This is a genomic window from bacterium, from assembly GCA_019695335.1.
Lineage (GTDB): Bacteria > CLD3 > CLD3 > SB21 > SB21 > JABWBZ01.
On the sequence record JAIBAF010000010.1, the window covers coordinates 1 to 26,620 of the forward strand.

General features: G+C 40.0%; 16 protein-coding genes. 9 read left to right on the top strand and 7 right to left on the bottom strand.

Features of this window, described 5'->3' with window-relative positions:
* Nucleotides 1-101 precede the first annotated feature (101 nt).
* The 4 genes from K1X84_03925 to pta all read left to right on the top strand — a co-directional run bounded on the left by K1X84_03925 (nt 102) and on the right by pta (nt 8,244).
* Complete coding sequence (locus tag K1X84_03925; GenBank protein ID MBX7150760.1) at nt 102-5,249, top strand: hypothetical protein; 5,148 nt, start codon at nt 102-104, stop codon at nt 5,247-5,249.
* A 24-nt stretch (nt 5,250-5,273) separates the two neighbouring features.
* Complete coding sequence (locus tag K1X84_03930; protein ID MBX7150761.1) at nt 5,274-6,314, top strand: hypothetical protein; 1,041 nt, start codon at nt 5,274-5,276, stop codon at nt 6,312-6,314.
* Between the two features lie 9 nt (nt 6,315-6,323).
* The gene (locus K1X84_03935) at nt 6,324-7,196 is read left to right on the top strand and encodes a hypothetical protein (GenBank protein MBX7150762.1); all 873 of its coding nucleotides are present in this window, start codon (nt 6,324-6,326) and stop codon (nt 7,194-7,196) included.
* A gap of 67 nt (nt 7,197-7,263) precedes the next feature.
* Nucleotides 7,264-8,244, top strand: a complete 981-nt coding sequence (gene pta, locus K1X84_03940; protein ID MBX7150763.1) for a phosphate acetyltransferase — start codon at nt 7,264-7,266, stop codon at nt 8,242-8,244.
* A gap of 70 nt (nt 8,245-8,314) precedes the next feature.
* Here pta and dxs read toward each other — a convergent pair whose 3' ends face one another.
* Nucleotides 8,315-10,297 (bottom strand): 1-deoxy-D-xylulose-5-phosphate synthase, encoded by a 1,983-nt coding sequence (gene dxs, locus K1X84_03945; protein MBX7150764.1) that lies wholly within the window; start codon nt 10,295-10,297, stop codon nt 8,315-8,317.
* A gap of 346 nt (nt 10,298-10,643) precedes the next feature.
* On the opposite strand from dxs, the gene K1X84_03950 reads away from it, so the two are divergent.
* Entirely contained in the window at nt 10,644-11,645 is a 1,002-nt protein-coding gene (locus tag K1X84_03950) for an AgmX/PglI C-terminal domain-containing protein (protein MBX7150765.1), read from the top strand.
* A gap of 159 nt (nt 11,646-11,804) precedes the next feature.
* Nucleotides 11,805-13,049, top strand: a complete 1,245-nt coding sequence (gene glgC, locus K1X84_03955) for a glucose-1-phosphate adenylyltransferase (GenBank protein MBX7150766.1) — start codon at nt 11,805-11,807, stop codon at nt 13,047-13,049.
* Here the strand turns inward: glgC and ispF are convergent.
* The 3 genes from ispF to K1X84_03970 are packed head-to-tail and all read right to left on the bottom strand — an operon-like array spanning nt 13,046 to nt 18,556.
* Nucleotides 13,046-13,522: a 2-C-methyl-D-erythritol 2,4-cyclodiphosphate synthase gene (ispF, locus tag K1X84_03960; GenBank protein MBX7150767.1), complete on the bottom strand. Its 477-nt coding sequence runs from the start codon at nt 13,520-13,522 to the stop codon at nt 13,046-13,048. The two genes, glgC and ispF, sit on opposite strands and share 4 nt — an antisense overlap.
* Nucleotide 13,523: 1 nt before the next feature.
* Nucleotides 13,524-16,043, bottom strand: a complete 2,520-nt coding sequence (locus tag K1X84_03965) for a penicillin acylase family protein (protein ID MBX7150768.1) — start codon at nt 16,041-16,043, stop codon at nt 13,524-13,526.
* Nucleotides 16,040-18,556 carry a YfhO family protein gene (locus K1X84_03970; GenBank protein ID MBX7150769.1) on the bottom strand — a complete coding sequence of 839 codons (2,517 nt, stop codon included), beginning with the start codon at nt 18,554-18,556 and terminating at the stop codon, nt 16,040-16,042. The genes K1X84_03965 and K1X84_03970 overlap by 4 nt, the downstream gene beginning before the upstream one ends.
* A gap of 401 nt (nt 18,557-18,957) precedes the next feature.
* Here K1X84_03970 and K1X84_03975 point away from each other — a divergent pair, with 401 nt between their 5' ends.
* From K1X84_03975 to ruvX, 3 genes are all read left to right on the top strand, one after another.
* A complete protein-coding gene (locus K1X84_03975; protein ID MBX7150770.1) occupies nt 18,958-19,989 on the top strand; it encodes a hypothetical protein in 1,032 nt (343 codons plus the stop codon).
* A gap of 108 nt (nt 19,990-20,097) precedes the next feature.
* Complete coding sequence (locus K1X84_03980; protein ID MBX7150771.1) at nt 20,098-20,424, top strand: integration host factor subunit beta; 327 nt, start codon at nt 20,098-20,100, stop codon at nt 20,422-20,424.
* A gap of 58 nt (nt 20,425-20,482) precedes the next feature.
* Nucleotides 20,483-20,923, top strand: coding sequence for a Holliday junction resolvase RuvX (ruvX, locus tag K1X84_03985; GenBank protein MBX7150772.1), 441 nt, complete (start codon nt 20,483-20,485; stop codon nt 20,921-20,923).
* Here ruvX and K1X84_03990 read toward each other — a convergent pair.
* The 3 genes from K1X84_03990 to K1X84_04000 all read right to left on the bottom strand — a co-directional run bounded on the left by K1X84_03990 (nt 20,912) and on the right by K1X84_04000 (nt 26,530).
* Nucleotides 20,912-21,367 carry a GatB/YqeY domain-containing protein gene (locus K1X84_03990; protein MBX7150773.1) on the bottom strand — a complete coding sequence of 152 codons (456 nt, stop codon included), beginning with the start codon at nt 21,365-21,367 and terminating at the stop codon, nt 20,912-20,914. The two genes, ruvX and K1X84_03990, sit on opposite strands and share 12 nt — an antisense overlap.
* Before the next feature lie 257 nt (nt 21,368-21,624).
* Entirely contained in the window at nt 21,625-24,894 is a 3,270-nt protein-coding gene (locus K1X84_03995) for a hypothetical protein (protein ID MBX7150774.1), read from the bottom strand.
* 34 nt (nt 24,895-24,928) lie between these two features.
* Nucleotides 24,929-26,530 carry a DUF4384 domain-containing protein gene (locus tag K1X84_04000; protein ID MBX7150775.1) on the bottom strand — a complete coding sequence of 534 codons (1,602 nt, stop codon included), beginning with the start codon at nt 26,528-26,530 and terminating at the stop codon, nt 24,929-24,931.
* Nucleotides 26,531-26,620 lie beyond the last annotated feature (90 nt).

The window sequence follows — 26,620 nt, forward strand, 5'->3', positions numbered from 1 at the left end:
TCGACAATTTATCAAAATTAGAACTCTTGAAACCAGACAATTTCAGATGAATCCCTGCAATTTCAGCTGTGGGGATTTTTTTTAACGTTATTAAGGAAATCATGAAGCGACAATGGCTTATTGTTTGGATCCTGATTGTATTGATCCTTGAAAATTTACCGGCACAAACGATCCAATCCAAAAACGATTACTTTACTATCGTTTCAGAAAAAGACGGTGAACTTGTTTACGAATTTAATTTCAATCGTCCTTCGATATCATCGTTTTTGAAGAATGGCACGACCTATGACCAACTCGAAGTTCCATTTTTTGAACTTACACAAGAAGATGGCGCTCCCCTGCTTCCCAAAATCAGTTATTTACTTGAATTGCCTGAAGGTCAGCCACAAGCTCAAGTCATCCATTCTCAAAAAGAATGGCTCAGCATTGGTCAAGTTTTTTATCAAAATTATTCGGAAAAGAAAACTTTGCCGGATGAATGGCTCCCCAAAAATTATACGCGTTTGGATTACGTAGGAAAAATGAGAAATATCCCTATGTATCAATTGACGATCTATCCTTACCGCTATAATGCATCTAAAAAACAAATTGAATTTAACAAACAACTTCAGATCAAAATTACTTACCAGGCCTCTCAACGCGTGCAGGTTACTGAAAGCCGGATCGATGAAGTCGACCAACTGCTGAAATCCAATAGTTTGAATTATGAATTCGCCAGAAAAAAGCGCCAATTAAAAAGCAAGGCTACGCTGAACAAAACAGCAGTACAGTCATCATTAATGCAAACAGCACAGGCGTCAGGATTTTATAATATTTTAGGATCGCCTCATATTAAAATTATCGTTGATACCGATGGACTCTACAAAATTCCTTACTCGTATCTGGTTGAAGAAACCGGGATGAATTTTAAGAACATCGATCCCCGGACGTTTCGTTTGTTCAATCAAGGGCTTGAAGTGCCGATATATTTTCAGGGCGATTTTGACGGACAATTTAATGAAGGAGATTTTTTTGAATTTTTCGGTGAAAAATATCTTGCCAAATTCAACCGATACATTAATTCTATTCCGAAAATCAAAGGACATTACATTGATCCCTGGAGCGATGACAATGCCTATTTCCTCACATGGGGCGGTAATTTCGGTCTGAGAATGGTTGAAGAAAACGGTGGAAAAGTCGAGGCTGTTAATCTCAATCGCCCTTCTAATTTTAATTTTATCGCTCATTACGAAACGGATCGAACCAGACTTAGCATTAAAGATATCAATTTGATCCAACCTACAGCTGTCGAGGACATCTGGGCTTATGACGAAGGCATATCATACATTCAAGGCGGTACCGGCGAAACTTCCAGTCGTGAATACAGCTTCATCGTTGAACAACCTGAAAAATCACTGCCATCAACATTTTCATTGTTGATCAACTTGCAAGGAGTAAGCACTGGCAGCCATCTCGTTTCCATTTTGCTCAACGATGTCGAAATTAGCGGCGGCAATTTGAGTTGGACTGGGCCAGAGAAATTTCAAACAGAGATTTTGATAAATTATTTGTTGATAGATACCGGTGTTAATCGACTACGCATTACGACACCGTCAAGCGCTGATCGTACATTAGATATTCTTGCCCTTAATTGGTTCGAACTCAAATACAAAAGAACTTATCGTGTACAGAAGGATTATCTACTCTTTTATCCCAGTTCAGATGGTGTTGCCGGATACACCAACCAATTTACTATTCGTGCCTTCAAAGACCCCAATATTAGTATTTATAAAAAAGGTGTAAGCAAGATTGTCAACTGGGATTTAAGACGCATTGTAACTGATAATACTTGGAATGTAGAATTTCAAGACCTGTCTCCATTGAGTAATACCGAATACGTTGCCGTGAGCGAGACAGCGAAATTATTGCCCAAATCAGCTACATTAAATACATCTACAAATACCTTATTGACCGAGTCGCATAATGCCCGTTACCTAATCATTACTCCTAAAAGATTTAAAAACGCCGTCTTGCCATTGCAAACATTCCGTGCATCCAAAGGATTGCCGGTAGAAACTATCGCTGTCGAGGACATTTATGATGCATTTGGTTTCGGGGTTAAAAGTCCTTATGCCATTCGCGATTTTCTGCGATATACCTACACACAATCAAATTGGCAGGGTGCTCAAGGATCACCTTTATACATATTATTGGTCGGCGATGCTTCTGAAAATTCAAAAAATACGGCCGATATTTTGCCGACTCAACATATCCAAACTGAAAAATACGGATCGACGGCCAGCGATTATTGGTACAGTCTGGCGGACGACGATGATATTGTTCAGGATTTTTTTATAGGACGTTTTCCGGTATCTGATTCCGTCACGATTCAGACTATCACGGATAAAATTATACAATATGAACAATCGGTGTTGCCTGGCGCATGGAAAAACACAGTTCAATTTATTGGTGGGCAAAACGAAAGCCGCGGCGTCTTATCCAACAACAGTGAAATCCCTGTTGACGTATTTCGATATCAATCCAGTAAATTGATCAACAACACGATGCCGCAGGCTTTTTCGCCAAAACGGATTTACGCATTTCCACGCAATGACCAATTCATAGGCGGTGCGAACGATGTCATCAGCAGTTTTAACGATGGCCGATTGATTGTGACTTATCTGGGTCACGGCGGCGGAGGTATTTGGGGCGACTTAGACGCCGTTACCGGTAAACCGCTATTGAACAATGATCAGGTGGATGAAATATCCAATCAAGGTAATCGCTATCCTTTCGTTCTGAGTATGACATGTTTTGTCGGCGCTTTTGACGGTGGCAATCCGGCGCTGGGCGAAGTTATGCTGACCAAACCTAACAAAGGGGCTATTGGAGTATTGGCATCGAGCGGTACAGGATGGATTATCGGCGATTTCCAGATGCTGGAGCAATCGCTTCAATCTTTTTTACAAGAAGGTGTTTCAGTCGGTGCGGCCGTTGCTCAAGGAAAAATCAATTACTTGATACTCAAAGGACAAACCGACGTTGAAGTGAGCGGATCCGGCAGTTCTCTGACACAATCTTTCATCGCACCAAGCATGGCTTTCCAATTCAATTATCTCGGCGATCCGGCATTAATGCTCAAAACGCCGAAAAAGAAATCTTTTACAGTTTCCAATTATAGCCCTCAGAAAAGTGAAACAATCACTATCAATGGAACTCCTGATTTCCAATCCGGATCCGGAACAATTGAAGTTTTTCAAAGCAAGCCGGTTATTGACAGCGTTCAAAATGGAGCCAATCTTCCTTCTATTATAACACTCTACTCCGCACCATTTACGATCACCAACGGAACTTACAATTTCGGATTGAACCTGTCAGCAATTCCCGCAGAACAATTATCGGAAGGCATAACCGGTTTGAGAGTTTTCGGCGAGTCCTCAGATGGAACTTCGAGTTTTAACGCACAGGCTTCAATAGCTATCAATGCAACGTATATGGACCAGATTCAAACTGTTCCTGCATCACTGACAAGTTCCGATACCGTACGATTTAAACTACTTGCGACTGACCCTGAAGGTGTTTCATCAGTTGTCGTTCTATACGACCGTTTCGGCACCATTACTGAGACCGGCCTTATTGATACGTTATATTCTATCGGATCCAATTACTTTCAGTCGCTCGGTTCGGGTCCATTTCAAGAAAATGATCTCATTCGTTATAGGATCAAAGTCAAAGATCAAAATGGCGATTCGACGCTGTCATCTCAGTATGAATTTAGAATCCTGCCCGGGATCGATCTTTCATTGGGATTTTTCCCTGACCTGAATGATTTGGCAACAACAAGAATCTTTTTGGGTGGCACGGATCAAACGAAAATTTTGGCCGAAATTGACAATCTCGGTGTTTTACCATTAAGCAATGTGAAAGTTCAGTTTTACGACGGCGACCCCAGGACAACCGGAGTTTTGCTCAGTGAAACAACGGTAACTTTGGATGGCTCTGTCCCGAACGCCAATCAAATTGCAAAAGATACAGCTTCCGTTATTTCGGCCTTGTCCAATGGTGCGCATCAGGTATTTGCATGGATCGATCCCGATTCATCCGTCAACGACATTGATCGTTCCAACAATCTCGCTTATGCGCCGATCATATTGAACCGTTTCAATATCACTCCCTCTTTAGGCTCCACTTATTCCGGAACAAAAAACGATACTGTTTCCATCGACTCAGGACTTTTTATCAGCGTTCCTCCAAATGGTGTTGCTCAAAATACCGTTTTGGGATTGACTTCGACGACCAGCATTTCCTTGACAAATCAGCCGGATTTGCAACTGGCCGTACCTTATAATTTGACATTGCCAACGGCATACCAACTTGATTTTAAAAAAGCCAGTGAAGTTTTTTCAAGCGGAAAAAGCTTACTCGTAATGTTCCATTACGACACGGCTCGTTATAAAGATCAGCTTAACTATCGTGATTCTTTGGCTGTGTACCGCTGGGATTCCGGTAACAAACGTTGGAAATTAGTTTCGAAAGATACGCGTGGAATTTCCGGATTCATCACTATCGAAATTACGTCGGTGAACGACGTCGGATTGCTCGCTTTGATGATCAATCGGGATTATACGCCTCCGGTTATTGAAGCGACGGTTGAGGGTCAATTCTTTGCTCAAAATTCCATTGTACCGCGCAATCCGAAAATCGCTGCTTTGCTTAGCGATCAAAACGGCGTTAATCTCGATCCGAGTACGATTGTAGTCTTGGTTGATAACCAACCGGTCAACGAAGGCGATCTTGTTGTTCCCGATTCTTTGAATAACTCTAATTCAGTAGCCATTACGCTCAACCGAAGAGAATTCGATCCTGGTGCACATACGATTACTTTTCAGGCTAAAGACATCAGCGGCAATACCAGCGCACCCTTCGAGCTAAATTTCAAAGTTGTAGCAAAAATGGATATCAAACTTATGGGTAATTTTCCCAATCCATTTGCAAATACGACAACTTTTGTATTTCGAGTTGAAGCATTCGAACAGCTCGACAATCTTGAAATCAGCATTTACACGGTTTCCGGAAAACGAATTCGTAAGATCACGCCGGACGACGTCGGTAATCAGGTTCTCAATGCCATAGGTTATCACGAAGTAGTCTGGGATGCGACAGACGATAAAGGTAATAATATTGCTAATGGAATTTATTTTTATCTCATCAAAGGTAAATTGAATGGCAAAACCATTGAACGCAAAGGTAAACTGGCATTTTTCAGATAACGATCAACTTTATACAAGGCTGTTATGAAATTTTTGGTTTTTGTATTATTGTATTTAACTGCTTCACTGGTTGCCGGCGACAACGATCGCTTGTATACTAATTCTTTTTTAGATATTCCTCTTGGAGCACGTGCCGCAGGCATGGGCAATGCATACGGCGCCGTTGCGGACGACGGAACTGCGTTTTATTGGAATCCGGCGGGCATCGTCTTAGGCCATAAACGTGAAGTTTCCATGACTTTTGCCGATCAATTCGGCGGTTTCGGTCAGTACAATTTTCTCGGTTATACGCATCAATTAAAAGGCAATTATGCATTTTCAGTTGCATGGATTCGCTACAGCATCGGAAGTATTAAGGAATTCAAAGAGCTGGCAGACAATTTCAATGATCGCGTCGATCCCGATTACGATTTCAGTAAATATTACAATGGACGGTTCGATTATACCGATAACGCATTGTTCTTCTCATTTGCAAAACTCAATAAATTCCGACTGAATCTTGGATGGCTTTATAACGATTTTCCAATTCAAATACCCATCGGCGTGAACTTTAAAGTCATCACGGGCGGAACCAGCGGCATTCAAGGCAATGGCGTCATTGCTGAAGATGCCAAAAAGTTCGGCATTGGCGTGGACATTGGTACTATGATCATGTTTGGAATGAACGACCTTCTTGAAGCGCCGTATCTTGGTGACTTCGCTATGGGTTTGAATATTCAGGACGCTACGACTACTGCTGTTCGTTGGAATGCATTGTCTTCTACAACGCGTGCCCAAGACGTCGCACCGGTCAATGTAAAATTTGCTTTGTCATATATTCATCCTCTGGATGAATTGCAAAGTAACGTCCTTTTGACGTACGAACGCAATAGTCGTTACGACGCCAACTACCATTATGGAGTTGAATACGATTATAAAAAGACCGTCGCGTTACGCCTTGGTTATGATAATGGCTTAATTACTTACGGCACTGGAGTTTCGATGTACAATTTTCACATTGATTATGCCTTAGTTAATCATGACCTGGGCAATGTGCATCGCATCAGCGTATCATATAAATTTTAAGGAATATCAATGAGACTGAAAATTTTAATTCCTGCATGTTTGTTTCTGATATTTGTTGCTTGCCCGACTGTTGATCCGCCCGAAGTACTACCACCGGGCGTCAAAATTATTCCATTTTCATCACAAACGTCGGCCACTGAAAGAGGCATCCGCCCAAAAGAAGGCACCCAAAATATTTTGATAATAGAATGGGACGATGTTGAAACTCAATCGATTCTGGATCGGTACGATGTCTACCGTTCAAGAGGTATCGACAGTACGTTTATTTTATGGGGCAGCGTTTTAGCTGACGATCCGACATTATTCGAGGATACACGGGTTAATTTAGACACGGCATATTACTATTTTGTTGTTGCAGTCGACTCAAAAGAAAACATGAGTGACACGTCCAAATATTTTGAGAATAACGACAGCATAGCGGCATACATTCAATCGTTTCGTTTGGGACCGAAAGTAGCTTTACTTGCTTTCCCGACCATCAGTGATGATACCGTGAGTACAAAACCGCGTTTCAGTTGGTGCCTTGGTCAAGAAACACAAGTACCGATCAAATATGTTGTCCGACTGGCATTACCTCCATTTGAGAATCCAATACCGATCTGGATTGCCGAATTACCTTATCTCGGATTTGGCGGCGGCAACTGCGCTGACCCGGCTTCACAAGAATATGCGACTTTTCACAACGCCTCTTATCCTGCTTCAGAGGTCATCGACAGTTTACGTGCCCGCTCGAATGTTACGATATCGTATATTGATAATACGAGATTGCCTGGCCCGCGTTTATCCAAAACAAATTATCTCTGGCGCGTTGATTGTGTTTTTGGAACGCGGTATGAATCACGTAGCGGATGGATGCCGTTCGGGGTAAATGTTGATTATTAATAATTGATTCTGACAACTATGCATGTTAAATTCACACCACAATTTTTATCTTTAATTTGGTTAGGTTATGAATTTTATCGACTCTATTCGAACTCGCGCCCGCGAAAAAAAACGACGGATTGTTTTACCGGAAGGTGAAGAGGAACGGACATTACAGGCCGTTAAAATTATTCTTGAGCAGGAAATCGCAAAGCCGGTTTTGATTGGCGATGCTGACAAAATTCGTAATAAAGTTTCGCAATTGAACATCAACCTGCCGTCATCCGTCTCCATCATCGATCCGCGTAAATCTGAAAAAGCAACCGATTTTGCCAGCGAACTTTTCACACAGCGTAAAAGTAAAGGCATGACCTATGAACAGGCCAAAAGTTTGATGACGGACATGACTTTGTATTTTGGAGCGATGATGGTTCGTCGCGGTGATTGCGACGGAATGGTTGCCGGCGCAGTTAATACAACAGCTGATGTGATGCGCTCGGCGATATTTTCAGTAGGAACCGCACCGGGAATCAAAACTGTTTCGAGCGTTTTTATGATGGTATTGCCGGATGGCCGCGTGATCACATACGGCGACTGTGCGGTTTTGCCATATCCGGATGAAAATCAATTGGCCGATATCGCCATTGCCTCAGCAGAAACACACCGTCAATTAGCCGGCGAAGAGCCTATCGTCGCCATGTTGTCGTTTTCAACCAAAGGCAGCGCTAAACATGAAGCGGTTGATAAAGTTTTAAATGCCCTGAAAATCGTTAAACAGAAAAAACCGGATTTGAAAATTGATGGAGAGTTGCAATTTGATGCCGCTTTTGTGGAATCGGTGGGACAGAGAAAAGCCCCCGGCAGTGCCGTCGCCGGTAAGGCCAATGTATTTATATTCCCCAACCTCGATGCCGGTAATATTTGTTATAAAGTAACGGAGCGCGTGGGCAAAGCGCAAGCCATCGGCCCTGTCATACAAGGATTGGCCAAACCAATCAATGATCTATCACGCGGCTGCAATGCGGATGACATCGCGAATGTAACGGCAATTTGTTGTCTCAAAGCTTAATTTGACTAACAAAAAAACCCTCGCTCCGTTAACGAAGCGAGGGTTTTATTTTTTACCTGTTTTCTTAGCATCACATAACTTTGGATACTCCCGGTTCCAAAAGGCGCATACCATTACGCTGCTTTTCAATCAATCTTTTTACTGTATTGGCTACACCTTGAGGATCAAGACCCACACGCTGATAGAGAATCGAATTCTCGCCGTGTTCGACGAATTGATCTGGCAAACCTAACCGTTCAACTCGAAGTTTGGATATTTTAAGATTAAAATCTTTATCCTTTTTCAATCCTTTTTCTATAAAACCTGGCGAATAAATTACTTCGATTATACCGCTGCCGAAACCACCCATTAATACATTGTCTTCGACAGTGACAATTGTATCGAACTTTCTGCACATTTCAATTAACATATCTTCGTCCAGCGGTTTGACAAAACGGGCATTAACTACGGTCGCAGTATATCCGTCCTGAACCAACAATTTGGATGCTTTCATCGCATGATCGACCATGTTGCCAATTGCAATAATCGCTGCGTCGTGGCCTTCGACGACGACTTCAGATTTGCCAATCTCCAACTTTGTAAATTCATCTTTGATTTCGACGCCTAAGCCATTGCCTCTCGGATAACGAACAGCTATCGGGCCTTCATTGTATACTACGCCGGTATAAAGCATGTCTTTTAATTCATTTTCATCTTTAGGCGCCATCACCACCATACCTTGAATACAACGCAAGTATGAGAGATCCAATGCACCATGATGCGTCGGTCCATCCGCGCCAACCAATCCGCCGCGATCCATACAGAAAAACACTGGAATTTTTTGAATCGCGACATCATGAACAACCTGATCAAAAGCACGTTGTAAAAACGTTGAATAAATTGCAGCAATCGGCTTACACCCTGACAAAGCCAATCCTGCGGCCATGGTAACCGCATGCTGTTCAGCGATACCCACGTCAAAAAAACGTTCAGGCATTTCTTTAGCCAAATATTTCAAGCCCGTTCCATCAGACATCGCCGCCGTAATCGCAACGAGGTTAGGATGCTGCTTGCATAATTTAACGACTATTTTTCCGAAAACGTCTGTGTATGCCGGAGCCGATTTAACTTCTGTGCCGTCTTTTTTAGGTGGTGAAACTGCATGAAATTTATTCGCATTCACTTTGTATTTTTCGACGTCCTGCTCTTCCAGAGGCATGCCTTTTCCTTTTTTGGTCAACGCATGAACGAGGATCGGTCCTTTAAGATGCTTGACATCATTGAGCAGTTTGATCAGGCGTGGCAAATCATGACCGTCAACGGGACCAAAATAGCGAAATCCCAGACTTTCAAAAAAATGGCCGGGAGTTAAAATCGCTTTGATGCCTTCATCCAATTTAGCTACATGTCGGCGCAATTTGTCCCCCACCTCATGCATTTTTCCAAGTCCGTTCCAAATTTCGTCTTTAACCTTATTGTACAACGGCATGGAAATCAAATCGGTCAGATAATTCGACAGCGCCCCAACATTGGTTGAAATCGACATCATATTATCATTCAGAATAACGATCATGTCGGTCTTCAACGAACCGGCATTATTCATTGCTTCAAAAGCCATTCCGCCGGTCAGCGAACCATCGCCGATGATACTAACAACTTTATAATCTTGTTTCAAATGATCGCGAGCTACGGCCATACCTACACCAGCTGAAATCGATGTGCTGGCATGACCAGCGCCAAACGCATCGTACTCACTTTCGTGAATCTTACAAAAACCGCTCATCCCATCCGTCTGGCGAATTGTATGAAAACGATCTTTGCGACCGGTGAGTAATTTATGCACATAAGCTTGATGACCGACATCCCAGATTATTTTATCTTTGGGAGCGTCGAACACATAGTGCAAAGCAACTGAAATTTCCACCACACCTAAACTGGGCGCCAAATGTCCGCCGATCCTCGTAATCTCATCAATCACATATTGACGTAATTCCTGGGACAATCGCACTAACTCATCTGTTGACAAATGCTTTAGATCTTTGGGAGAATTAACACGATCGAAAACCTTTCCCATTCAAATATTCTCCTATACATGATTAAATTCGGAAATTAAAAAAAACCAGAACATTTACAAAAGTAACGATTTGCCCGTCGGGAGTCAACACTTAATTTCTACTCGAAAGCCTGTATTTTCAGTCGTTTTCAGGTGACGACACTCTCACAGCAACTAAAAAAACTGCCAACCACGCTTAATTCAATGTAAAGCAATTATAAAGTATTAATAAAGTTAATACTTTTTATTAACTTTAGTTGTTTAGGACGGTTTTGATGTAAATCAATAAATAATAATATCAAAACTTTGGTATGAAAATTGAGATTAATATAAACGGTTTTTGATAAAACAAATTTAGGAGATAAAAATGAAATCCTTAACTGCATCAGCATCACTGACCAATCCTTTGGTCTTATCATTTCCCAAAGAATTCCAAAAAGGAATTTGGAAATCGATTGATAAGCGTTACGCTGCTATTTTGACGGCCACATTCATTCTGTGTTCTGTGCTGCTTATTCAGCGAATCACGCAGACAATCCCGTTAAAAGCTTCAGTCGATATTATGCACTACATCAAAAAAAATCCGAAGATCATCGGATTAACTTATGAAGATATGGAAAGGATAGACGTTACCAAAACCATTGAAACAACTAAAATCGATGTCAACGTAAAAACGCATGAACAGCTCAAAAAGCTGGATGTTCAAGATCGTAAAACAGCCTATCAAAACATGATTAAACAGAAAGTCGCTGAACGCATGCAGCGATTGGACGAACAAATGAAAAATTACCTCAAAAAATTTGAAACCGACGGCAATAATAAATTTGGTTTTCTTACTAACAATAATTCCAATCAACAAGACGTCAATAACTTGATCATTGCAGTTTCCAACGATAACTCCATCAAGTCGTCGTTAATTAATGGAAACATTCAACTGCTTACTTCAACTTCTAATGTCATTGACGATCCAAACTTTAAGACTGACCCTAATAATTTGGCTCGTGTCGAATTTAAAAATACATCGAATGAATTGGTCAAGTTCTCATCTTCAACGATTGAGCGCAAAAATGCGATTGCAACAGTGTCGGCGTCTGATATTAGTCTTGCGATCGCCAATTATGAAACAGCCGTACAACTTACCTATCAACGCTTTCTTAAAAATGATCCGAATTTAAAAGGCAAAGTCGGCGTCCGTATTGTATTCGATTCAACAGGTAAAGTAACCACTGTTACCGTTATTGAAAATACGACGGGAAATAGCGATTTCGCACAGGCTCTTATCGGAAAAATCAAAACTTGGCAATTTCCAAAATATACGCGTAAAGCAGGACTTATTACAATCAATCAATCTTTCGTATTCGGCAAATAGATTTATCTAAGTAACGTGTTTCAAATGAATAGAGGCGTTTGAAACACTGGAGGTCAAGTCAAATCCCGGCTTAAAGTCGGGATTTTTTATTGCCTGTGTCAGACAGTTTATATACATTACATAATCATTCCACTGCCAATTCATCACCGGGAGCTAGGTATGACTCCGATCTCATCGAGCATGTTTCGCAAAACATTGACGATTATCTTGGCTGGAGGTCAGGGCGAACGACTTTATCCTCTGACTAAAGATCGTTCTAAGCCCGCCGTTCCATTTGGCGGTAAATACCGCATTATCGATTTCACTCTGTCCAACGTCATTAACTCAGGATTTCGAAAACTTTATCTCATTACACAATATAAATCCCAATCTCTCGATACGCATATTCGTGAAGGCTGGAGCTTCTTAAATGGCGAATTGGGTGAATTCATCTATTCTATTCCACCTCAATTTCGCACATCCAATCACTGGTATCAAGGAACCGCCGATGCAATTTTTCAAAACCTGCATATCTTACAAGACGAAAATCCAGAGTATATTATTATACTTTCAGGCGATCACATTTACAAAATGGATTATCTGAAAATGCTGCAGTATCATATTTCACAAAAAGCCGACCTGACCGTATCCGGAATCGAGATTGAAATAGAGCAGGCTCATCAATTTGGCGTGATGGTCGTTGACGAAAGTAATCGCATTATTGAATTTCAGGAAAAGCCCAAAGAGCCCAAGCCTTTGCCGCATAAACAAGATACCTGTTACGTCAATATGGGAATTTATATTTTCAGTGCGTCGGCACTTGCCAGAGTTTTGGTCGATGATGCCAAGAAAAAAAACTCGCATCATGATTTCGGGAAAAATGTAATTCCTTCGATGTTGAATAGTCACAAGGTTATGGCATATAATTTTGAAGATGAAAATAAAGCCGGAAGGCCCTATTGGCGAGACATAGGAACATTGGACAGCTATTATGCTTGCAGTATGGATCTTGTCTCAGTAACGCCGGAATTTAATCTTTATGATGCCGACTGGCCGATCCGTACGCATCAGGGACAACATCCTCCCGGAAAGATGGTATTTAATGAAACAACGGAAAATAACCGGGTTGGCGTTGCATTGGACTCTCTCGTTTCAGGAGGGTGTATTATTTCAGGTGGGAAAGTTGTACGGTCACTTTTGTCTCCCAATGTACGAATTCACAGTTACTCATACGTCGAAGAATCAATTTTATTCAGCAACGTCAGCATTGGCCGGCACGCAAAAGTTCGTCGCGCCATCATTGATAAAAATGTCATTATTCCTGAAAATTATGAAATCGGCTATAATTTGGAAGAGGATAAAAAGAAATTTTTTGTCACACCTTCTGGAATTGTCGTCATTGCAAAAAACACACGCTTAGATTAGCCCTTCTGCAATAAAACAATCGCATACGCTGTTATTCCCTCTCCGGTACCCGTAAACCCCATCCCTTCAGATGTTGTTGCTTTGATAGAAACGGCATCGGTTTCAATCTTTAAAACTCTTGAAATATTTTCAGTCATATTCTTAATGTACGGAGCAATTTTTGGTTTTTGCAAAACAATGGTTGAATCGATATTGATTACGGCGTACTTTTTAGAGACAATGAGTTCGTTAGTTTTTTCCAGCAGAATCATGCTTGAAATGCCTTTAAAGCTCTCATTCGTATCGGGAAAATGTTTGCCAATGTCACCGAGCGCTAATGCGCCAAGCATTGCATCACAAATAGCGTGAAGCAACACATCTGCATCCGAATGTCCTAATAATCCTTTTTCAAAAGGAATTTCTACACCGCCAAGAATCATCTTTCTTCCCTCAACCAACCGATGCACATCATAACCTTGACCAATACGGTACATGCTAGTCCTCAGTTTTAGGTTTTAAAATGAGTTTGTGTGGGTACTTTTCAATTTCAGTTTGGTTCATTGATACAGTTTTGTACAGGCCATCCAGCCACATAGGGGTTTGATCCTGATAAAAGTCGCTATAAGGCTGTCCACTCTGTCCCACTGTCAGAATGGTCATCGGATGCAAACGGTCACTAAAATCGACAATTCGTCGCATAGACGCTCCAATAAGCACATTAAACCGCTCATCGTTGTAATGATATTCCGTATTATTCACGGTCGTAGTATTGCCACCGACCGAAAATGGTCCTACGTTAAATAAACGATCGAACGGCTTTTGTTTACCAATCAAATGTTCAAATGTTACCGTGTGTAAAGTTCCCCATTTCCACCCCGCCGGTTCTTCATGAATTTTAGATTTAAGCCATTCAATACTTTCCACAAAACTCTTCTTAATAATTGCATCGCGAGTTTCTTTCTCCAATGTTTTTTGATCATCCCACCAAGGCGAAGTATTATTGGATAATAATTGTGTAGTAATCCGTGTAGGAATATTGGATAAAGTAATAAAGGACTTGAATAAATCAGACCCCATCTCATCTTCAAAAGTATTTTTAAGCAATTTCTGAAAAAAAACATTGAAAATAGCTGCACCACGGCTATCGGGTGCCATCACATAATCCCAATGTTGAACGAATAAATAAGCTTCATGATAAAGCTTCTGATAGCCTGACTTATCTTCGTCAGACGTAAACAAGGAGTCAGACGATAATACTTTTAATAAAAAAGGGGCCACTTCGGCTGCATGAAACGAATAAAAATCTTGTTGCAATATTTTACAATCTTCTACACTGATTTTTTCTTTAGACTTTAGAAATTGATGAATTCGTTTTACCCTCGATGGATGTTCCCAATAGTTTGAAATAAAATACGGGAACCAATTACCTGCTGTTTTATTGTTGGCTGAAGCCACGTAATGATCTGAAGGATTAAAAGTATATGGCAGTTGCTCAAAGGGCACGATACCTTGCCAATCGTTTAAACTGGTCGTGCCATCCAGAAGTGCTATACCATTACCGCTTCGACGAATGGGAATACCGGACATACACTGATAGCCAATATTGCCGTCATTATCGGCGTAAACAACATTCTGCCCAGGAACTTTAAAATACCGCGTCGCTTCACGAAATTCCTGCCAATCGCGCGCTAAATTCAGTTTATAAATAGCTTTCACTTCATTGCTATAATAATGCCCAAGCCATCGCATTGCAATAGCTTGTTCATCTCTCAATTCTTTTTTTGTAAAATCTGAAATAACCGGGCCATGACTTGTAAATGAAACGGGCAACAAGACCGCGGCTGAATCCTTCACCTTAATTTCTTCGTAAATCGTAGTCAAATCATTCCATTTACCATTCAAAAGAAACCGGCCATCGCGAATCGTTTCAACATAAAAATCGGCGTCATCGGTCATAACGTTGGTAAATCCCCATGCGATATTCCGATTATTGCCCAGAACAATCATCGGAACACCAGGAAAAGTAAAGCCTGTGACATCGAATCGGCCACCGGATAAATGCATTTCATACCATGTAGAAGGAGCACTATGCGCAAGGTGTGGATCATTAGCTAAAATGGGTTTACCGGTCGTACTTTTACGGCCATCAACAACCCAATTATTGCTACCGATGGCCGAACCGTCAAAACCGGCAATCGTTTTAACGTCCTCATTGATTTGCATCCATCGCGTTAACATTGACATTAATGATTTTGATAGTCGAATATCAAAAGTATTTTGGGAGTAACTATTTTCCTTCGGAAGTTCAAAATCTAATTTTATGTGGCTCAATGCAGGCTTATCGCCTACTATTGTTGGCGCATCATCCGGGAAACGCGGTAAAATTTCGAACATTTTTTGATTACCTACAGAATCGGCAATTTGTGCGTACATCACGTCCACGTACCACCCCATATTTAATTGCCATGCCATGACACGCGCCATTGCAACCGTGTGCTCAATTTCCCACGGATACGGCTCGTAACCCAACAATGTAAATTCGATGGGATAATTATTGAAGTGCTCACGCAAATACAGATTAACTCCATCCGAATATGCCTGCAATAAAGTCCGGGTTTCGGAATCAAGACTGTCAGCAATCATTTTTGCCGTACGCATCAGGCCGATCGTACGTAGAAACTTATCGGCTTCGAGTGTTTTGGTCCCTAGGATCTCGGACAATCGCCCGGCCGCAACGCGCCTCAGTAAATCCATCTGCCACAAACGATCCTGCGCCTGTACATAACCGGCCGAAAACATCAGATCATGTTCGTTATCCGCCATAATATGCGGCATACCATATTGATCACGGTACACTTCCACGGTGGCAACCAATCCTTCAGCCACATGGTCGCCGTCAATTTGGGGTAACGATTTTTTGATAATGAAAACGCCTGCCCAATATAATGCGCCGCTCAATATTAGCAGAAAAATAATACTGCCGAAAAAAAACTTTTTGGGTTTAGTCCAAATCATACAGGGTCTTTTTCTTGGTTACGTGATCGTACAAATTGAACTATTGCCAAAACTATCATCAAGCCCGTAACGCTATAAAAAGACAGAGCACTGACCCAGATTCCAAGATTGAATTCTTTGGGTTCAAATCTAAATTCAACTTTGTGTTCGCCGGCCGGAACAACGACCGATCGTAAAATATAATCTGTTTTATAAATTTCAACATCACGTCCATCAATCAACGCTTTCCAGCCGTGAGGATAATAAATTTCACTGAGCACCATCATGGATGGTTTGTCCGTATAAATATTCATTGAAATATAATCACTTTGAAAGCCGGTAAAGCTAATGCGCGTCGAATCCGGTGATTGTATTTCAGTTTCCATTTTCTTCTCAACGATAGCCGAAACAGCCGGATCAAATCCCGGTGAATTCAGATAATCGAATATTTGCTGTTTGTTTGATGTGACAATGGCATTATTCACAAAAAAAGCACGTGGTAAAAACCCGGTATATTCATAGACAAGATTCTTACTTTGTTGGTCCATGTGGACTAATTTGAATCCTTTATCTTGGGGCAGTTGTCCATTTGCAATAAAGTATTTGACGTTCAGCATTTTGGCAACATTGAAATTAATCGGAAATTGTGAGTCACTGCCTTTGTATAACGCAAAATCAATAATATCCTGATAAATCCGCATCTTGGCGGGACTATAGCCTCCGATACTTTGAATTCCAAAATAATTCCAGACGGGTGAACCCGATTGAGCATGTTCATTTAAAGAAAAAATACGGAATCGAGCTGTATCGGCTTTTAAAAATTTAATGGCTGATGTTTCTTGAAACTCTGCCGTGAGCGATGCCTTGTTCTGTGGTCTTAATATTTTTTTATTTAAAATTAAAACATCGATGTATAATGAAACCAGCAAAACAGCTAGCGCAGCTCCTGCACTGATTTTTTGACGTAAATATAAATAAATAATCCCAGTAATTACTGATGCAAATGCTGCAAATTTAAAAAATCCGCTGCTCAGTAAATCGAAACGTAATTGTTTCAATTGCGCAATCTGCTGGGCGTTGTAACGTTTAACGTCATCATCGGCCAGTAAGGAAAACATGTCCATAAAAATTTTCTTAAATAACAAGCTCACGATCAAAACAACAACTGCACCGATTAATAAATATAAAAACGCCTTAGCAAGATCATTCCTTTTTTTCTTTTCTTCTTCAGTCGGATTGAAAATAAAATCCAAGCCATAACAGGACATTAACGTTACAGCAAAAATAAAGATCGACAAGATCATGGATGGAACACGGAACTTATCAAAAAAAGGAAGTATCGTAAGAACCAGCTTAAAAAACGGCTCAAAATAACGGCCAAAAGAAATCAGAAGCGAGATAATAGCTACCGTCATCAGCCATTTGGTGACCATGTTACGGCGATACACCACAGCGATAATAGCTGCCAGCATAGGCAATAAACCGAAATAGAATGCCGACGAAGTAAACGTCATCCATCCCCAGTATAACGGACTTTCCAATCCGAAAAACGTCGGAACAAAAAATGTGATTGACTCAAGAGGATGAAACGACCAATTCGTAATATATTCAAAAGTCATTCCACTGCCGGCGGCTACTTCCGCCGATTCTGCAAATGCCGGCGCTATGCTGCGCATAGTTACATCAGAATAGACATATTGCGAAAAATAACTTAGCGCGCCGAAACATAAACCAACTACCATTGCACTGGCGAGTCCTGTACCGTTTTTTAGAATTCCAACGCGGTCAGTTTTAAAATGTTCAATTGCATAATAAATAAAATAGATCCCTACTGTCATGAAACCATAATACAGAATTTGAGTGTGTCCGGGATCAAGAAAGAATATTCCCATCACATAACCCAAGATCGTCCAATTGAGTAATGATCGATCGTTGAAAAAACGTACCACGCTCCAAACAACTAAAGGTATATAAGCCGTCGTTTTTACTTTTCCACCATGCCCGGCGGCCATCGACGCAACAAAAAAGTTACAGAACATGTATCCGATAGCAGCCGATAATGAAATCATATACCCAAAGCCTAGTTGTCTTGCTAATAAAAACATGAAAAGTCCGGCAAAAAAGAACGTGGCGATCTCCCATGAATTATCCCGATTAAAAAAAACAAAGTTTGCAGCAACATTGATATAATATATCGGACTCAAAAATCGCTCATACTTCACAACTGGAATATCGCTTTGATCACCATACATGCCGCTGGCAAAACTCGGCATTCCTGAGAACATGTATGGAAACCACAACGGCATGGCTCCTTCTTTTTCAGTTAATTCTTTTGCCGCTTTACTAATGCTGGTTCCCGTCGAAACATCCCCACCGGCTGAAAATACTTTTCCTTGTAGTACATAATCACTGAACATAATCATCGTTAAGAGATACAAAAGAATTATTGATAATACGTCCTTTTGTAACGAATTAAGCGAAAACGTACTCGATTTTGTTGGTTTCGAACGTACTGCAGCATTAACTTTAGGCATTAAGACTTTCCTTGTAATTAATGAATTATTAAAGGCTTGAAAAGTTAGGAAATTATGAATTGAATTACAAAACTATTTTAGTGAAGGATAATAGGAAGGATGAGGAATGTGCGATAAAGCATTTAAAACAGAAGTTATTCTTTTTTTGACATTATGCGAATCCACAAGGCTACCGACATGATTGTATAACATATTAGCAAAATTAATCCCATGACAATTACCGACTTTTCCATGTTCAGACTCTTTTTTCAATTTTTAAAATTACTTTTTAAAAGGTTAATGTAAAATTCGACTGCCTGCAACTGGCCTTTTAGGTAGTTTTAACAAATTCCTTTTCAAAAAAAGATCGTTTTTGTATCTTTCGGGTAGTTACCGATTCACTTCTTGGAAATTTTTCATATATGAATCCCGAATTTCATCGATCAATTGGGGCCTTTTTTAGAAGGCTCGAACCGTTAGATGTCGAATGGCCGTCTTACTACGAAAGCGTCGAATCAGAATATCATGCGCTTAGCAGTACAGGCGTGATTAATTTTTCTTTGTGTGGACGAATTCGATTTAAAGGAAAGGACGTATTGGATTTTCTCAATCGTCTCTCCACTAACGACGTCAAATCAATGTTCGATGGCGAGGTCCGTGCGACCGTATTGGTCAACGAAAAAGGTAGGATTATCGATCTTGTAAGATTATATAAGGATTCCGATTCCATTTGGATGATATGTGCCCCACAAAACGATAAAAAAATCTTTCAGTGGCTTGATCGTTACATCATCCGTGATGATGTTAAAATGGAGATCGTTACTGCAGATTGGGACCAATTCGAAATAGCAGGAAACTTATCGGTAACATTAATAAATAAATTATTTGAAATAACTCCTCGGCCAGGAAAATTTGAAAAAATAACTTTTGAGCAAAACTCTTTGATCGTTTCTTCATCTAATCTCTTAAAAATTCCTTGTTTTACAATTCTAGTGCCACAAATAATTAGTCAGCAACTCTGGGATCAACTAAACTTAGCCGGCGCAAAGTCATGTGGATGGGATGCGTTCAATACCCATCGTATCGAACAAAAGATCCCTCTGTTTCATTACGAACTATCAGAAAAATTTAACCCACTTGAAGCAGGATTGCTTGAAGCAATAAGTTTCACCAAAGGATGTTATATTGGTCAAGAAGTTATCGCACGCCTTGACAGTTCCAATAAAATCCAGCGTCAATTGTACTTGTTTGAATTTGATGACCAGGTTTCTTTTGAAAACAATATTTTATCGGATGAAAAAGAAGTTGGTATGATCACAAGTTCCGTTTTTTCAATTAAACACAAAAAGTTTATTGGATTAGGCTATGTAAAAACTGAATTTGTAAAAAAGCATAATGAATTTACAATAATTGACAAAGCAAAAAAAATTGGATGTAAAATTTTAGAGCCATGAACAGTATTTGAGCTAACTTTAAGTTTTACTTGACAATGAGAAATGAATTCTTTATTATAGGCCTACGTAGTTGAAACGAGATTATGGGTTTTAGAGGAGATTTCTTCAATGAAAACAATGACTAAGAAAGATGTTTCCAAGCGTGTTGCTGATAAGATGAACGAGAAAGTTCATAATGTTGAGCATTTGGTAGACATTGTTTTCGAATCAATACGAGAAATTCTCTCCGAGGCCGATCCGGATGTCCGTATCGAAATCCGTGATTTTGGTGTGTTTGAGGTTAAGACGACCAAAGCTAAGCCTAAAGCGCGTAACCCCAAAACCGGTGAGATCATTTATGTTCCTCCGAGACGAAAAACACATTTTAAACCGGGCAAATTACTCAAAGAAGTACTCAAACAACCGCTGAAACCTGGAGAAAACGCAGGTAATTAAAAGATTAGATAATAAAAAAAATTAAGAAACCATCTTGAGAACTTTCAAGATGGTTTTATTGTTTATGGTCAAAGGCAGAATATTGGCAATCGATTACGGAGAAACCCGCATAGGGCTGGCATTAAGCGATCCGATGCGTGTCATTGCCGCAGGCTTAACTACTCTCATCGTAAAAAATGAAAATGATGCCATAAAACAATTAACGGTAATTATCCGAGAGCAAGACGTAGTTCAAATTGTATTGGGATTACCTTACGATACTCAAGGGCATCTGAGCGCAAAAGCAATGAAGATTAAATCATTTGCCGATGTGCTTAAAAAAGAAACGGACATTCTTGTAGATTATTGTGATGAACGATTTTCATCCGTTACGGCAAAAAAAATGCTGTTAGAATCAGAACCAAAAAAGAAACGTCGCGGCAAAGAAAAAATAGACACTTTAGCAGCCGTTGTAATCCTGCGGCATTATATGGATTCTCAACGACAATCATCCGTTTAATTTCTTTTTCACTAATTCCTGAACTTTTTTACCGTCGGCTTGCCCTTTGACCTTATTCATGACGATTCCCATGACTTTACCCATATCTTTGGGTGACGAAGCGCCGGTCTCTTTGATCGATTCATCCACTATTTTGGACAGTTCGGCGTCGTCGAGCTGTTTTGGCAGATAGTCAGTTATAATACTGAGTTCATAAATTTCTTTTTTAGCCAGATCCTCACGACCGCCTTTCTGATATAATTCGATCGCTTCCTTCCTGCGTTTTGATTCAGCCAATAAAAATGACATCTCATCTTCCGCTTTAAAATCCGCCCCTTTATCGATAATCAATTTTTGCAAACTGGATTTTAACATTCTAATGGCATCTAATCTTTCCTTATCTCCACTCTTCATCGATTTTTTGAGTTCTTCGTTAAGCTGATTAGCCAAAACTGATTCAGCCATAATTGCCATAGCTGGTCCCTTTTTTGTTTAATTACTAAAAATTGTTGGGGAATATAAGAGGAGAAGTTGTGAGGATCAAGTAATTTGACTAAGGGAAAAAATAATGAGAGAGAGTAGCATTTTCATAAACCAAAATTAATGGAAGAAATAGAGTTACTATTTCTCTGAAAATACTTTAAGGAACTCTCTCCCACTTAACCCTACCTTGCGCAATAAATATAGATTGAATTGCCCAGCCCTGCTGTGACACACGTCACTTATGAAGGTATTTCGTGGGGTTTGCATGGGAGTGTAAATGAAAATTCAGTCCATTCATTGATTGTGCTGTCAAAAGTTATCCTACCTTTATGTTTCTCAATTATCCCATAACTTATTGATAAACCTAAACCTGTGCCTTGGCCAATTGGTTTGGTAGTAAAAAAAGGATCAAACACTTTCGAACGAATAAACTCTGGAATTCCGCACCCATTGTCTCGAATTTTTACGATTACTCCACCATCATTTTCATTTTCGGTTGTAATATTGATTTCGCCAACGATCGTGCTCGATGAATGATTTAAATATTTTTTTTCAATCGCTTGCGCAGCATTGACTAATAAGTTCAAAAGAACTTGATTGATCTGATTAACATAACAAAAAATGTTATTGGTCGCATGATAATGTTTGTTAATCTCCAGAATATGTTTGTACTGGTTCATAAAAAGCTTAACGGTTGTATCAATACAATCGTGGATGTCGACTTCATTCAATTCAACTTCATCCAAACGTGAAAAATTTCTAAGATCCAGCACAATATTACGAATACGTTCCGTAGCATTTTTCATACTTCCAATGAGTACGTCCAAATCAGATTTTATGAATTCGTAGTCAACCGATTTTTTGTACGATTCGATTTCAGTAAATAATTGTCCATTAGACTGTGATTCATATTGAGCAATCAACGTCCGCAGTGTTCGGACATAATCATCCACATACATGACATTACCGGCAAGAATAGAAGTAGGATTATTGATTTCATGCGCAACTCCTGCTACTAATTGTCCCAATGCGGCCATTTTTTCCGATTGCACAAGTTGAGTCTGAGTTTTTTGAAGCTGATCCAGTATCTTTTGTAGCTCTTCCTTTTGTTTTAGAATTTCAGACGTCCGCTCCTGCACTTTCATTTCCAGTTCACGGTTTCTTCGTCTCATTCTTTGCAACTTCTGGTTGACCCGAAATCGATAACTTCCATACGTAACGCCTGAAATCACTAAAATTGTAATGGTGATAAGCCAGGGATTAATCCACCATGGTGCAGGAATACTGAAAGATACGGCTGCAGGTAAAGCGCTAAAAACTTTCTCGCTATTTTGTGCACGGACGACAAACGTATAATCTCCCGGACTCAGATTCGTATATCGAATTTCGTTTTTCTTTGTAAAGTCTGACCAATTTTCTTCAAAACCTTCTAATTTATATTGGTATTGATTTTCTTTTTCGTCTAAATAGGATAGAGCAACAAATTCAAATTCAATTGAATTGCCTGTAGGAGAAAAATGTAGTTGCTGTTGCACATTAGAAAGAAAATTAAAATAAATGACCGAATCAGACATTGCAATTTTTTTTATATAAACAGGCGGAGCAATAGCAGCTTTTTCGTGTAAATCCTGAAATCGGGTTAATCCGCTAAAACTGCCGATCCAGACTCGCTCTTTTTGATCCAAATACAGGCTGTTGTTAGTCGTCGCTTCGTCACCGAGCATGCCGCTGGTCTTGCTCAGAAGTTTAATCAACTGCGGATTATCGTTATAGTTAAACCAGCCAAAACCTTTACTGCCAAACCACATACGATCATTTTGCTTATCATATTCGATGACCGGAACGATATTGTCACCTAATCCTAGATTTTTTGCACTGTAATTAGTGAACTCTTTTTCATCAAAATGAGAAATTCCTAAGTCACTCCCAATCCATAAATTGCCATTTTTATCCTCGCAAATAACATTGACCGTGTTATCGATCAATCCATTTTCTTTTGTCCAAATCTGAAATCTCAATGAATCCAAATTCGAATAATTCTGAACTAAGACTAAACCGCCGGAAACGCCCAACCATATTCGATGATGATGATCTTTAAAAACAGACCATACCTGATTACCTGGTAAGCCTTTTTCTTTGGAATACAAAGCCGTTTTTTTTCCATCATTCACCATCAATCCATTGAGCGTACCAAACCACATCCATCCATTATCGCTTTCTTCGATATCAATAATTGTAGATTGCGTAATCGAATAAATATCATTTCGATTACGGACGTTACCATTCTTATATTCAAAAAGATGATGTTCGGAACCCACCCATAAAACTTTTTTTCGATCAAATTTGAGTGACCATACGGCGTCTCCTGCAGGTAACCAGTTTTTGGAGATGGGACGGATTTGTGCATGGTCATATACGTCTAATCCATTATCGCTGCCTATATAGATCATATCTTCGTCATCCCCTGTCACAGCATTGACAACATTAGAAGACAGGCCATCTTTAATGGTAAAATTAAAAATGTTTTGATAGGGAATTTTAAAACATCCACCGCCGTTTGTGCCGACCCAAATAGTTCCTTCGCGATCTTCGATAACAGCATGGAGGCTGTTGGATGAATAATTTTCATCCATAAAATAACTGTGAAAGTGTCCGCGCCGATACTTACTGAGTCCATGATCCGTGGCGATCCATATCGAAGAATCGCGCGTAACCGTTGCGGCTGAAACATCCGGATGAACAAGTCCATCCTCCACCGTCAGCTTTGTAATAAAAGCATGATAGTCTTGGCTTTGGCTCTTCAAAAAACGTTGAACGTCAAAAAGCTGAACACCATTTTTAGTACAAAATATAATCCGTCCCATCCAGTCTTCGGTTATTCTATTGACGTCGTCTTGAATAATTAAACTTTTAAAAACAGAATCATACTTTGTTTGTTGAAATTTCAGCCATGCTACGCCGCCACGCCCGCCAAACCAAAGGTCGCCACGGCTATCGATAAAACCTGCACGAAAATCGTTACTGATCAGACCTTTTTCCCTGGAAAAATTTGTAAATTGTTTTCCATTAAATCGGCTAACGCCTCCGTGATTAGTAGGAAACCAATAATTTCCCAGTCGGTCTTTGACCGTTTCCCAAACGAATCCGTTTCCTAGACCGTCATCCGAAGTATAATTTTCAAAAGTTTGTCCGTCAAAAATGGAAACGCCTTCGTCGCATGTGATCCACAATTTATCATCATCATCTTGAAAAATACTGCGAACTACATTGCCGACCAATCCGTCATCTTTAGTAAATGTCCGGAATTTGACGCCATCATATTTGATTAATCCTCCGCCTGTGGCAAACCACATGAAGCCATGACGATCTTGATGAATATCCCACACCTGGGCGTGCGGAAATCCATCGTTGAGCGAATAATATTTAAAATACAATTGCTGCGAGTAACCGTTTATAACGATACTCCACAACAATCCTACGCTCCACAGAATCGATTTGTGTGATTTCATTGAGATTTGATGGAAGAATAAAAGTCGAACCAGACTATTTCAGGCTTTTTACGGTTGTTAACGACACACTGGCTTCGGCATAACCGGTATCTTTTTTACCCATCGCAACGGCCTTAAAATTTTCAACCAGCGATTTTGTATCTTTTTTCAAAAGATACATTCCATTTCCGATTTGCTGAACGGATTGTTTGTCCAACTCCGGAAATGGTTCGGTGCTTGCAAAAGCTTTGATCAACTCAGTTCCAAACGGTTCAGCGACTGTAAATTCAAACGGTGTATCCGATCCTCCCAATGTGTATACATTATCCGCACGCATTTTAAAAGATTTGTCCGAAAGAGTATTGGGAAATATCTGGATATTATTTCCACCGGCATCGTGATAAATAACTTTGACATAGCAATCCTGGTTGGATTTGAGATAAATCAACAGTTTTTCATTCTCTTTATAAACGCCGCCGTCTCCCCGATCTGTCCAAATCACCAGTTTGAGATTAGAATTTCGTTTGTCATCTTTGAGTAATTCCAAATCGCTTTGGATTTGAGAGAAATTCTCGGGACGATAGCTGATCGATTTTGGAATAGATTTTTCAGGAAATGTCAGATTAGCGCTGCCAATGTTTTCGCCTGTCACCCGAGTTACGATCTGTGTCCGTATTTCAATTTTGTCATCGAGTTCCCAATAACTTCCAATGATGGTAGCATCAGCGCCGGAAATAGACGCCAATCCTTCCGCCGTCCCGTCAAATTGAATTCCGTGAGATTGCAGGTATTGCGAAACTTTTTTACTGCCAATGACTTTAGCCTGACCAATTTTGGCTAACTCAACTTCGATTTTTTCTTTCAGATACGCCGTGAAGGCACTGGACATTTTAGTGTTTTGATAATTGAAATTACCAAATACCACGCTGGTGTTGGCCGCATGATCACCGAAGGAACGGTATAATTTGTATACCAACAACGCAACGGTGATATCCAGATTGCTATTGGCTTCATCTTTTCCGATGGCATCAATGATGCCTGAAATTTCAGATTCCTCGCTGATTTTACTTATTCCCGCTTCAAACGTTTCATCAGGCTGAATGATACGAAGCTTCTTCAATTGACGGTCCATACGTTCTAATTCGGAAATGCAAATTTGCATTTTTTCGATCGCTTCGTAATAACTCTTGTTCTTAAAAAGCACTTTGCCTTGTTCAAGAAAATTTTTGTAACGCGCATTTTTGTCCGTAATTTCGGCGCGTAAAGCTTGGCCGGCTACTTGCCGGTCTAGAACCGCTAAAGCATAGTACGTTTTATTTTTTTTATTATAATCGGTGTCTTCGATTCGCAAGCCTTGCAAATCAAGATTCACAGCAGCTTTAGATTCTTCAACAACGGTCGAACTTGATTCGCCGCTTTTACCTGAAATTTTTTCTGTACTTGAATACGTTTGTTCGCCGGTAATTTTTACTTCGATAATTTTGGCAATATTCAGAAAAGCCTGATTTTTGGCCTCATCGATTGTTGATCCGGCTCCCACTGCTTGAAGATATTTGGCATCAGGAAACTTATCGGATTTATTTTTCTTCGCCCAATCTTTTTCCTGCGCTACTGACCATTGGCAAACAAAAAGAAAAGCTAAAAGCCATGTTTTCATATCGACATCTCAATTTGGATTAAATGAAAATTCAGGACAGGATTTAACGTGTTTAATATATGCGATTTACGTAATAAATGCAAAGAAAAG